General features: G+C 48.0%; 11 protein-coding genes. 5 read left to right on the top strand and 6 right to left on the bottom strand.

Annotated features, from left to right (window positions below):
• The first annotated feature begins 213 nt into the window (after positions 1-213).
• The 3 genes from V4C51_RS15630 to V4C51_RS15620 all read left to right on the top strand — a co-directional run bounded on the left by V4C51_RS15630 (position 214) and on the right by V4C51_RS15620 (position 4,360).
• Positions 214-1,611, top strand: coding sequence for an FAD-dependent oxidoreductase (locus tag V4C51_RS15630; protein WP_330927112.1), 1,398 nt, complete (start codon positions 214-216; stop codon positions 1,609-1,611).
• Positions 1,612-1,713: 102 nt separating this feature from the next.
• Positions 1,714-2,439, top strand: a complete 726-nt coding sequence (locus V4C51_RS15625) for a 16S rRNA (uracil(1498)-N(3))-methyltransferase (RefSeq protein ID WP_330927111.1) — start codon at positions 1,714-1,716, stop codon at positions 2,437-2,439.
• A gap of 316 nt (positions 2,440-2,755) precedes the next feature.
• Positions 2,756-4,360 (top strand): FAD-dependent oxidoreductase, encoded by a 1,605-nt coding sequence (locus tag V4C51_RS15620; RefSeq protein ID WP_330927110.1) that lies wholly within the window; start codon positions 2,756-2,758, stop codon positions 4,358-4,360.
• 186 nt (positions 4,361-4,546) lie between these two features.
• Here V4C51_RS15620 and gshB read toward each other — a convergent pair whose 3' ends face one another.
• The 6 genes from gshB to V4C51_RS15590 all read right to left on the bottom strand — a co-directional run bounded on the left by gshB (position 4,547) and on the right by V4C51_RS15590 (position 8,818).
• Positions 4,547-5,503, bottom strand: coding sequence for a glutathione synthase (gshB, locus tag V4C51_RS15615; RefSeq protein ID WP_330927109.1), 957 nt, complete (start codon positions 5,501-5,503; stop codon positions 4,547-4,549).
• The gene (gene asd, locus V4C51_RS15610; RefSeq protein WP_330927108.1) at positions 5,500-6,426 is read right to left on the bottom strand and encodes an archaetidylserine decarboxylase; all 927 of its coding nucleotides are present in this window, start codon (positions 6,424-6,426) and stop codon (positions 5,500-5,502) included. The genes gshB and asd overlap by 4 nt, the downstream gene beginning before the upstream one ends.
• 319 nt (positions 6,427-6,745) lie before the next feature.
• The gene (locus V4C51_RS15605) at positions 6,746-7,558 is read right to left on the bottom strand and encodes a sulfurtransferase (protein WP_330927107.1); all 813 of its coding nucleotides are present in this window, start codon (positions 7,556-7,558) and stop codon (positions 6,746-6,748) included.
• Positions 7,559-7,608: 50 nt separating this feature from the next.
• Positions 7,609-8,088, bottom strand: a complete 480-nt coding sequence (secB, locus tag V4C51_RS15600) for a protein-export chaperone SecB (protein ID WP_330927106.1) — start codon at positions 8,086-8,088, stop codon at positions 7,609-7,611.
• Positions 8,089-8,137: 49 nt separating this feature from the next.
• Positions 8,138-8,392 carry a glutaredoxin 3 gene (grxC, locus tag V4C51_RS15595; RefSeq protein ID WP_330927105.1) on the bottom strand — a complete coding sequence of 85 codons (255 nt, stop codon included), beginning with the start codon at positions 8,390-8,392 and terminating at the stop codon, positions 8,138-8,140.
• A gap of 12 nt (positions 8,393-8,404) precedes the next feature.
• Complete coding sequence (locus V4C51_RS15590; protein ID WP_330927104.1) at positions 8,405-8,818, bottom strand: rhodanese-like domain-containing protein; 414 nt, start codon at positions 8,816-8,818, stop codon at positions 8,405-8,407.
• A gap of 484 nt (positions 8,819-9,302) precedes the next feature.
• Here V4C51_RS15590 and V4C51_RS15585 point away from each other — a divergent pair, with 484 nt between their 5' ends.
• Both V4C51_RS15585 and trmB read left to right on the top strand, forming a co-directional pair.
• Complete coding sequence (locus tag V4C51_RS15585) at positions 9,303-9,713, top strand: DUF423 domain-containing protein (protein WP_330927103.1); 411 nt, start codon at positions 9,303-9,305, stop codon at positions 9,711-9,713.
• Between the two features lie 85 nt (positions 9,714-9,798).
• Complete coding sequence (gene trmB, locus V4C51_RS15580; RefSeq protein ID WP_330927102.1) at positions 9,799-10,497, top strand: tRNA (guanosine(46)-N7)-methyltransferase TrmB; 699 nt, start codon at positions 9,799-9,801, stop codon at positions 10,495-10,497.
• The last annotated feature ends 295 nt before the right edge of the window (positions 10,498-10,792 follow it).

Raw genomic sequence — 10,792 nt, 5'->3', positions numbered from 1 at the left:
GAATAGCGGGACTATTTGACGAACAAAAGCGACTTTTTAGACCCATTTATCGTAGCCGCAGTAGGAGCATGACTTTTAAGACTGCTTCTAAGCCCCCTGTATGGTTCAGGCTGGCTTACGCGTAGTCAATAATTATCAATCGGTTTGTTTAATTTCCACTACTCTGGTACATAGTGGTTTCCTTATTATTTTCCGGAAAAAAAAGGAAATATAGTGGAAAGCTTCAGACCTTACTGGTACGACCAAGCCCTCAAAGAAGAGGGAGAACCACAAGCAAACCCACTCACAGAAGAAATCTCTGCTGATGTCTGTATCATCGGCGGTGGTTACACCGGTTTGTGGACAGCTATCTTGCTTAAAGATCAGCAACCAGAACTCAATATTGTTATCATCGAACAAAAACTCTGCGGTTATGGTGCTTCAGGCTGTAATGGTGGATGCGTCCTCACGCTCGCCACTAAATACCTTTCTCTTAAGAAATTTTACGGCGAAGCGGAAGCCAGGCGCCTGGTTCTCGCCTCTGAAGCGGCCGTTGGAAAAATCAAAGACTTCACAGAGCAATACGACATTGATTGTGATCTGCGCATTGATGGCGCCCTTTACATCGCTACCAATCAATCTCAGCTCGGTGCCATGGACCCAGTGATGGCCGCTCTTGATGAAAAAGGCATTAATTCCTGGAGAAATACCCCACTTGATCAGGCTCAGGTATTTGCTGCTACAGACGAGATATTCGAAGCCTTCTTCAGTCCAAAAGCGGGTTCTGCGCAACCGGCTAAGCTGGTTCGAGGTTTAGCAAGAGTCGCCCGTGAAAAAGGCATTCGTATCTACGAAGGAACGCCAATGAAAAACATCGTAGAAAGCCACCCGCCAACGGTTATTACGGAAAAAGGCTCTATTACGGCGAAGAAAGTCGTCGTTGCTATCAATGCCTGGATGGCCGGTAAGTATAAGAAGTTTGAAAGAACCATGGCAGTTGTCTCCTCCGACATGGGCATCACTGAACCTGTTCCAGAAATTCTGGAAGAACTCAAGCTCCACCACGGTGCGGCAATCTGCGACTCACGTATTTTCGTTCACTACTTCCACACGACCAGTGATGGACGTATTTTGCTGGGAAAAGGGGGCAACACGTTCGCCTTCGGCTCTAAAATGATCCCTGCATTTTTTAAAGCCAGCAAGTACAGAGATCAGGTTAAAAATGCCCTTGTCCGCTTCTACCCAAAACTCAAAGATGTAAAGATAGAACAGTCCTGGACAGGCGGCTCTGATCGTACGACAACAGGCTTTCCCATTTTTGGTAACTTCAATGGTAATCCAAACATTCACTATGGTTTTGGTTACTCAGGTAATGGTGTCGTCCAGACCTACCTCGGCGGACAGATACTCACCTCTTTGTGCCTGAACCGTGATGATCAATGGAGCAATGCAGGTTTCGTCGGTGGCCCTCTTGGGAAATTTCCGCCGGAGCCAATCCGTTGGCTAGGTGCCATGACTGTTCGCAACGCCATCCGCCGTAAAGAAAACGCTGAAGATGCGAATAAGAAACCCGGCAAAATCAACAACTATCTGGCAACCTTTGCCAAAGCTGCCGGCAAAGCCGACAAATAATATCAATTAATATCAGTGACCTTTTCTAACGACTGTGAGAATAGCACCGGATCGAATAGCGGGTATAATGCGGCTTCTGTTTCTGCCAATGCTGACACTTTCATGCGAACGCCCAGAATATACACGTCCCAGTCCTTGATAACAGGCGCTCATCTTGAGCTTGAACAAAATGCAGCCAACCATGTCGTGCGTGTTTTACGCATGAAGGCAGGTCAGCGTCTACAGCTGTTTAATGGTAATGGCAGTGTTTTTCATGGAGAGATTGTTGCCGTGACGAAGAAAGTCACGTCTATTGCATTGATGGCTGAAGAAATGCCACAAGTAGAGTCTCCCCTTCGAATAGCCCTTGGGCAAGGGATAAGCCGTGGTGAGCGAATGGACTACGCCATTCAAAAAGCTACTGAACTGGGGATCGCAGAGATTACGCCACTGTTTACTGAGCGCAGTGAGGTCAGGCTCAGTGCTGAACGACAGGAAAAGCGCAGACAGCACTGGCAAAAAGTCGCCATCAGTGCCTGTGAACAGTGCGGCAGAAACACCTTGCCAGTTATTCATCCGCCAGCGTCTGTCAATGATTGGTTATCCTGCCAAACGACAGACCTCCGTTTTGTACTCCATCACCGGACGGAAAAAAAGTTGGAGGGGTACGAAAAGCCTGAGTCAGTCTCATTATTCGTCGGTCCTGAAGGGGGGCTGACAATGGCTGAAATAGCATTGGCAGAAAATCGCCAGTGCCATGCGCTGTCCTTAGGACCCAGGATCATGCGCACAGAAACGGCACCCATTGTAGCGGCAGGCATCATGCATTATGTCTGGGGAGATTTCTAGGAGGCTGTCGGACTTAAGACAATTTCGGCCTAAAATCCAGAAAGTGCGAGAAAGTGCGAGAAAGTGCGGCCAGAATTTCCGATCAATTTGCTTAAATAGGTCAACTATTCGCACAAATTGATCGAAAATTCTGACTCGCCCTACTGAATTTTATGCTCGAAAGCATAAGTCCGACAGGGTTCTAGTAACAAAAAAACGTCGTCTGCATGATGATTTAGGGCATTTGAGTTTTTAAGAACCGCTACCATAAATCGAAAAAAAGTAAATACTATTGACTATAGTAAGTGAGCGTTGCCGTATTATCAGGTTGCTCATTATGAAAAGCTCACTGAAAAGCGCTACAGCATTTATCTTGCTGGTTTTTGCCATTGTTTCATACCCTTTATTATCCTATGCCAAACAGACAATAGCCATAATCGGTGGGGGAGCGTCGGGGATCTTTACTGCCTATTTGCTTAACCAAAAATATCCCGGAAAATACCATCTTGATATTTACGAAAAGGGTCGTACAACGGGAGGAAATGTATCATCTTACAAGGTAAAGTTTGGTGGTAAATCCTATGTGCTCGACGTTGGTGCGCAGAACTTCTCATCCAAAGTTGACCCTGGCTATTACCAGCTCATTAAGGAACTGGGATTGATCGATAAGGTGAGAAGTTATCCCGTCGGCATCACTGTCTGGGAGGCTTCAAATAAACAACATCTCTTCTGGCTTCCTCCCAGTGTCAGTGGGTTTGCCCGTTACACTGTCAGTGACTGGGAGCGCCTGGCCCAATTTGCCAAGTTTATTTACTCCGCCTATAAACTCAACACAAAGACGCCAGTAGACTGGGATATTACTCTGGGAAAATGGCTTGACAGCTTATGGCTCACAAAAGATTTCAAAAATAACGTGGTGAGAAATTTCTTATACTCATTTCTCTATCTCCCAAAAGAGCAGATGGAAAAAACCTCCGCCGTCTATGCCACCACTTATTTTGTCCGGGCATTAGTTGGTACAGGTAAAGACGACTCTGGACAGGCATTTGCGGCGCCCGCCATGACAACCAGGATACCTCTTATCAAAGTAACCAACAGTTCCATCGGACTGAAGGGCATCCTCGACAAGGCGCTGCATAGCTCTGGTGCGAACGTACACGTGTCCTCGCCAGTCAGTGCCGTGCAACCCCAGAAAAGCGGCGTAGACCTTGTGGTTAATGGCAAAACGGTTCATGCCGACTATGCCGTTCTTGCTCTTAACCCCTTCGTTGCCAAAACGTTGTTAAAGGACAGCAAAATCTTACCATCGGCGCTAAAAAAACTCATTGCTGATTTAGGCGCCTACTACGATAACGGGGGATTGAAGATTTTTATACAAACCCAAAAAGCCTGCTGGATGCCAACAGACAAGAACTACCGGGAGTTCTTTAACGTCGTCGCAGATACACCAAAAAACACAATGCGGTTAAGCCTGGACTTTGGCCCGGTAAACCCACCTTATGAGGGTAAAAAACCCATACCGGCCTTTAAAACGCTAGGAAGTCCTGAAATTGAGCTTGGAGAATGCCCGACGGTTGTCTTCACCAAACGCCATACCCTCCCCATACCCTTACCCGCGTTCATGAAAAAACGTGATGAAATACAGCAATGGCAGGGAAAAAATCACCTGTTCTATGCTGGCAGCTGGACAAACTGGTATGACAGCCAGGAATCCGCTTTGCAATCGGCTAAAACGGTTGTTGGAAAACTGCAAGGCAGTGGTCAGATACAACCCGCGCCCCTGTTAACCAGTAAAGACAAAAAAGCATTCGTGCAACATGTCAGCGCATGGCTCTCAATGGCCATAAAGCAAGCGTCGCATTTCCCTAAAATACAAAAAGATATGACTGATACCCTTAACAAGATCAAGGCGCTGCCTCGGGATAACCGTCAACACCACTAGTGAAAACAAGCGTTAATAGACATACAACCATCACTTTGGTCACTCCTGCGAAGGCGGGAGTCCATTTTCTGGTAGATTCCCGCCTTCGCGGGAATGACGACTGTATGGGTATTAGCGCTTAACAGCACCAGGAGCCTGTCGGACTTACGCTTTCGAGCATAAAATTCAGTAGGGCGAGTCAGAATATTACCGCGCTGTGGCGAGTTTTTCTTCGATCTTGTCCATCAGCCTGTCACCAATGCTGATATCAAACTGACTATCGATCTGCCGGATACAGGTGGGTGAGGTTACGTTGATTTCCGTCAGGTAGTCACCGATGACATCCAGTCCCACGAACAGCAGACCCTTTCCTTTCAGTGTCGGGCCAACTTGTTGAGCAATCCAGCGGTCCCGTTCTGATAAAGGCTGCCCAACCCCGCTGCCACCTGCTGCCAGGTTGCCCCGGAATTCTCCTTCTGCCGGAATACGCGCCAGAGCATAGGGCACAGGTTCACCATCAATCATTAAAATACGCTTATCGCCAGCGATGATATCGGGAATGAATTTCTGAATCATGGTCTGGCGCTGGCCATGGTCGGTCAGGGTTTCAATAATCACATTCAGGTTTGGGTCGTTTGGATGACTGCGAAAAATGGACGTCCCCCCCATACCATCGAGTGGTTTCAGCACCACATCCTGGTGTGTTTCGGCAAATTCACGCATCAGTCGTGGGTTTTTGGAAACCATCACTGGCGGTACGCACTGGGGAAACAGTGTCGCAAAATATTTTTCGTTACAGTCACGGATGCTTTGAGGTTTATTCACCACCAGAGTGCCAGTGGCTTCTGCCTGCTCAAGAATATAGGTGCTGTAGATGTACTCCATATCAAACGGCGGGTCTTTTCGCATCAGGATGACGTTCAGCTCGGACAAAGGTGTTTCTTGTCTCTCGCCCAGTGTGTAATAGTCGTCCAGATTCCCTCGAACCGTCAGTGGCTGCATGCTGCCATAGGGCTGCCCGTCTTTTTGGTAGAGATCGGCCTGTTCCATATAAAACAGGTGCCACCCTTTTTTTTCTGCTGCCAGCAGCATAGCCAGCGTACTGTCTTTTTTTGTATCAATGGCACTGATCGGGTCCATCACAATGCCGACATTAATGCTCATAACGTTGTGTCCGTGGCAGTATCTGTGTCTTGTCGCTTACCGTTTTCTGGTTTTTTTACAGCACGCTGGTGAGCAGAACCCATGGCTTCACCCATTTTAATGCTATTGCCAGCCTGCCAGTGCTTAAGCCAGTCAACTTGATCTTTACCAAACAGGATGATTGCTGTTGAACCCATTTTAAAACGGCCCAACTCGTCACCGCGACTCAGTTCAACGGTAGTTTGACTGCCAGCCCGGTAATCAATACGCCTGACCTTTTTACGGTGAGGCGTTACCAGACCTGCCCATACGGTTTCAATACTCGCAACGATCATAGCACCGACCATAATGACGGCCATTGGGCCATTGTCAGTATCAAAAATACTAATCACACGCTCATTGCGGGCAAACAAGTTAGGAATATTCTCAACGGTCTCTTGATTAACAGAAAACAAACGACCAGGAACATGAATCATTTGTCGTAGTCTTCCCCCAGCGGGTGTATGCACACGATGATAGTCTCGGGGTGCCAGGTAAACCGTGGCAAATTGGCCACCCATGAATTCCTGGCTTAGTTTGACATCACCACCGAGTAACTCTATCAGACTGTAATCATGGCCTTTGGCCTGAAAAATACGGCCATTGTTTATAGCGCCAATCTGGCTGATAGCACCGTCTGCCGGGCTGACAATCATTTGCTGATCGTCAGGTAATGGTCGGGCATCGCTTTTCAGTGCACGGGTAAAAAAGTCGTTAAAGTTACTATAGACTTCCAAACGCTCTTCTTCCGCCTCTGACATATCCACACCGTAACGCTTGGCGATGAAGTGAATAAGATTGTTTTTTAACCAGGGTATCCGGCTCTCAACAAAACAATGCACAGCGCGCGAAATCAGGTGATGGGGCAGAATATGCTGAAGGCCAGCGAACAGTGATGTTTTCACGGTGATATTGATGCCTCTTGATGATGAATAAATGCCGGGCTTTGAAGCTGTTTACACGCTTTTATGAACGACAACCGCTGATTAAAGTCATGTGTTTTGGATTTTTTTCGTTACATAGCGCCACTAGGAGCCTGTCGGACTTATGCTCGAAAGCATAAGTCCGACAGGCTCCTGGCCCTCAGAAAATTGAAAGACAGGCAGCTTTTCTCATTGGTTTCGCTTTTCACAACAGATCATGCGCAGCTTTTTACATTGTTATGTCAGCAGAGCCCGGGAGCATTGTAATCACAAACGATCAAAATAGCTCGAAAATTACCGGCTACTCCACGGGCGTTTCTGGCAAGTTGCCCCATTCAGACCAGGAGCCGTCATAGGCTATTATGTCGTAGCCCAGGGTTTTGCCGACCAAATAGGTAAAGCCGGAGCGGTGATGACTTTGGCAGTAGGTAATGACGGTTTTATCCCGGGTGATACCCAGTGCTTCCAACTCTGTCTTAACACCGTCTTTAATGCGGTAGCTACGCTCAGGACTCATGGCGCGTGTCCATTCATAATTGATAGCGCCGGGTATATGCCCACCTCGCCGGGCAAACAGCTTTTCACCCCTGTACTCCTCGGGTGAACGGGCATCCCAAATGATCACCTCGGGATTGTTCAGGTTTGCTTCTATCATTTCACGTGTGGCAATGACGCTGTGATCAATACTGAGAGAAACGGGGACTGATTCGGGCTGTGGAGCGGGCTGCTGTTCAACAGGTGATCCTTTTTTTAACCAGGCATGGAGACCACCGTTCAGGTAGGAATACTGTTTGTGACCAATAACATCCAGCGTCCAGATAAACCGGCCCGCCCAGCCACCGCCTTCATCATCATAAACGATAATATGCTCACCGCCGGTATAACCCAGCCGACTGAAAAGTGCCTCGAGCATTTTCACAGGCGGAAGCTTGCCGGTGGCCGGGTGGGTGCCCGCGATAAGTTCGTGGGGGTGAACATTGATGGCACCGGGTATATGGCACTGGGCATAAACACGGGGATTGCAAAGATCAATGATCAAGACGTTTTTTGGGCAGTGAGTTAGAAAGTGATCAAGCTCATTGCATTCAATAACAGAAACCAGTGGTGAGGACATTGCAGGCTCAAAGCAGGCCACTGCAAAAAATGCAGCGACCGGGAAGATTGTCAGTTAACGGTGGTGGTTGCGGACGCTTCTTTTTCTGATTGCTCACGAGCCTGCAGGTACAAAGCGTCAAAGTTAACAGGTGCCAGCATAATGGGAGGAAAGCTGCCACGCAGTACCAGGCTGTCTACAGCCTCACGAGCGTATGGGAACAGAATATTCGGGCAGAAAGCTCCCAGTGTACGGTGCAACTCATCTCCTTGCAGACCTTTGGCCAAAAATACGCCCGCTTGTTGTACTTCAACAACAAACGCGGTTTCTTTCGTACCTTCAGGGCCGTTGTCCACCGTAATGGTCAGGGAGAGAACCACTTCATACAAACCTTCTTCAAGGGGACTGTTGCTGGTGTTCAGATCCAGTTTCACCTCTGGCTGCCACTGTTTCTGAAAGATGGCCGGCGCTTTGGGGGACTCGAAAGATAAGTCTTTGGTATAGATACGTTGCAAGGCAAATTGTGCCTGTTCTTGCTGGTTGTCTGCCATTGTCATTTCCTTGTTTTAGTAAAACTGCCAAAATCTTCGTAATAAAACATCAGGATTTTAACAGGGTATCCAACTGCCCCTGACCTTCAAGGGCATGTAAGTCATCACAACCCCCGACGTGGGTATCTCCTACCCAGATTTGGGGTACTGACGTACTGCCAGCTTTTTCAGCCATTGCCTGGCGAACAGCAGGTCGTCCATCGACGTTGATATTTTTGTAGCCAATACCCTTTTTGTCCAGTAAATGAAGAGCACGTATACAAAAAGGACACCATGCTGAAGTGTAGATGACGACCGGGTTCATCAAGCGTTTCCTTTATTTGATCAGCGGAAGGCTATCAGCCTGCCAGGTGCCAACACCACCTTTGAGTTTAACCACATTGGTAAGGCCTGATTCTTTTAACGTCTTAATGGCAGAGCTGGCATGTTGCCCCATGGCATCAACAATAATAATGGGTTTATTTTTGTGCTTATTCAACTCGCTGATCCGGTTTTTCAAGTTGGCGTAGGGAATATTGATAGCATTAACAATGTGCCCCTTGTCGTAGTCGGCTTTTTTACGCACATCAATGACAATAGCATCTTCCTGATTGACCAGCTGTATCATTTCCTGAGTTGACAGGGCCTGCCCGCCTTTGCGCATTTCAGTGAGAAACAGCGCGCATAAAATAGCGACCAGCGCTGCTACCAGTGGTAGATGGTTGGCCGCGAATTCAAAAAGTTGTTCCATGTTGATCCATTGGTCTCAAAATCGCAAAGTGACCAATTATACTAGGTTCTGTCTATATAACACCAATTTCTGGCATTTGCCCGGGGCAATTTCATCGGGTAATGTCCTTGAGGCTCTACAATAATGAATGCCCTTTGCCGTCATTCCCATAAGCGGAGGGTGAATGTTTTTGGCAGGTTCTAGGAGCCTGTCGGACTTAAGACAATTTCGGCCTAAAATCCAGAAAGTGCGAGAAAGTGCGGCCAGAATTTCCGATCAATTGGCTTAAATCGGTCAACTATTCGCACAAATTGATCGAAAATTCTGACCCACCCTACTGAATTTTATGCTCGAAAGCATAAGTCCGACAGCCTCCTAGCTCCGTGGGCAACAAGCCGTCTCAACAGTCTTACTGCCACTAAGGTCTGCCATAGACGGGTCGACAAAGTTGGTTTTGTTGGTTAACCCTACCTGGCTCGGTAGGGGTATCCAGCGAGGAAATTAGATGAAACGTTTAGCCAAAAAATATATCGCTATAGCCAGCCTGTCTGGTGGAATGTTTGTTGCCCTCAGCGCTTTTGCCGCCCACGGCCTGAAAGGGGGTTTGCCAGAACAAATGCTGGTGATTTTTCATACTGCAGCACAGTACCAAATCTACCACAGCCTGGCACTGTTAATTACCGCTGTCCTCAGTCTTTACTTCTCAGATAACAAACTACTGACATGGGGGGCTCGCTTTTTTGTGGCAGGTATTGTGGTGTTTTCAGGCAGCTTGTATACGCTGGCGTTGACAGGTATCTCCTGGCTAGGCGCAATAACCCCCATTGGCGGTGTATGCCTGATACTGGGCTGGCTGATGTTGGCTGTGTTTGCCCTTAAATTGCCGGAAATTCAGCAAGAATGTTCGATAAAATAACACGCCCGGGCAGTTGATACTTATTTGCAAAATGCCTCAAGGCAGGTATCTTACCCTGCCTCAAAGGTAGATGACCGGATTTTCAATGAGTGACACCCCTGAGCAACCCCGTCGAAAAATAAAAAGCTTTGTGCTTCGCAAAGGACGCATGACCACCGGACAGCAACGGGGCTGGGACGAATGCTGGGATAAGTGGGGCCTGCCTTATAAAGAAGAACGCCTGGATCTGCACAGCACTTTTGGCCGTGAAGCGCCTACGGTGCTGGAAATTGGCTACGGGATGGGGCTTTCTCTGGTGGCAATGGCTAAATCGGCGCCGGAAACTAACTTTATTGGCATTGAAGTGCACCGCCCTGGCGTCGGTAGCCTTTTGAATGAAGCACACAATGCTGAAGTCAGTAATATTAGAACGTATAATCACGATGCCGTGGAGGTGTTGCGGCACTGTATTGCTGATAACTGCCTGTCCCGTGTGCAAATTTTCTTCCCTGACCCCTGGCACAAAAAGCGCCATAACAAGCGTCGTTTAGTTCAGTCACACTTTATTGAGACACTGCGTCCGAAGATTGCCACCGGCGGTATCATTCACCTGGCAACGGACTGGGAAAACTACGCCGAACAAATGATGGAAGTCATGTCCGGGGCCAAAGGGTTTACTAATCAGGCGGGAGAATATGCTTATTCAAAGCGCCCTGATTACCGACCACTGACCAAATTCGAACAGCGCGGGCAGCGTCTCGGTCATGGCGTGTGGGATTTGCTGTTTGAAAAGGCCGAGGGTTGAGCAGTCAGTGCATGGGGATGTTGCTGCTGAAGTATGAAGTCACAAGTATTACGACGAGTGTCGTTATAACTATACAGCCATAGTCCAATGCTGAGCTACAATCCAATGTGTTAGGGAATTGGCCAGCTAAGGCGAAGCTTGACGGGTTAAAAAAAACCGGGTTGAGTTTGTTGATTTGACATCCTCCCCGCCGTGAAGAGGCTGTCGCGAAACGCTGAAATACACCCCGCACCGTCATCCTGTACAGGGAATGTACAGGAACCACACGCTATGGAAGGCACTCTAACCGCACGCG

This window comes from Candidatus Sororendozoicomonas aggregata, assembly GCF_031528575.1.
In the GTDB taxonomy this organism is placed as follows: Bacteria; Pseudomonadota; Gammaproteobacteria; order Pseudomonadales; family Endozoicomonadaceae; genus Endonucleibacter; species Endonucleibacter aggregata.
Note: the sequence above shows the minus strand (reverse complement) of the source record. Positions and strands in the feature narration are given on the sequence as shown.